The organism is Pseudanabaena sp. PCC 9330 (assembly GCF_055795045.1).
Genome location: NZ_JAYFES010000024.1, coordinates 1 through 449 on the forward strand (window position 1 = coordinate 1; position 449 = coordinate 449).

At 55.5% G+C, this 449-nt stretch carries 1 protein-coding gene; it reads left to right on the forward strand.

Annotation, left to right across the window (positions count from 1 at the left end; all coding sequences use genetic code 11):
• Nucleotides 1–111: 111 nt before the first annotated feature.
• Nucleotides 112–441, forward strand: coding sequence for an IS3 family transposase (locus AC0QKW_RS00425; RefSeq protein WP_473149100.1), 330 nt, complete (start codon nt 112–114; stop codon nt 439–441).
• Nucleotides 442–449 lie beyond the last annotated feature (8 nt).

Consider the following 449-nt stretch of genomic DNA (forward strand, 5'->3'; position numbering starts at 1 on the left):
GGTGCGGATGGAGCGCGATTTCTTAAAAAAAGCCGCGACCTTCTTTGCTCGGGAAAGCTCAGATCCTATGAGCTAATCCAGAGGGAGAAGGTCAATTTTCCGATTGCCTTGATGTGCCGAGTCCTGAAGCAGTCCAGGAGTGGCTATTACGCCTGGTGCAGCCGTCTCGCTTCCGCTAGAACCCAGGAGAATGCGATCTTGTCTGACCAGATTCAACGCATTTATGACACCAGTCGCCAAAGCTATGGGTCCCCTAGGATTCAGGCGGCCCTGGCGGCTCAAGACTGGAGCGTCAGCCGTCAACGGGTGGTGCGGTTAATGGCTAAGCTCGGCATCAGCGCTCGGTCTCGGCTTCTAAGCATGCCTGGCCCATCGCTGAGAATCACTTGGACAGAGACTTTACGACGACAGAACCCGACCGGGTGTGGGTGGCTGACATGACCTACATT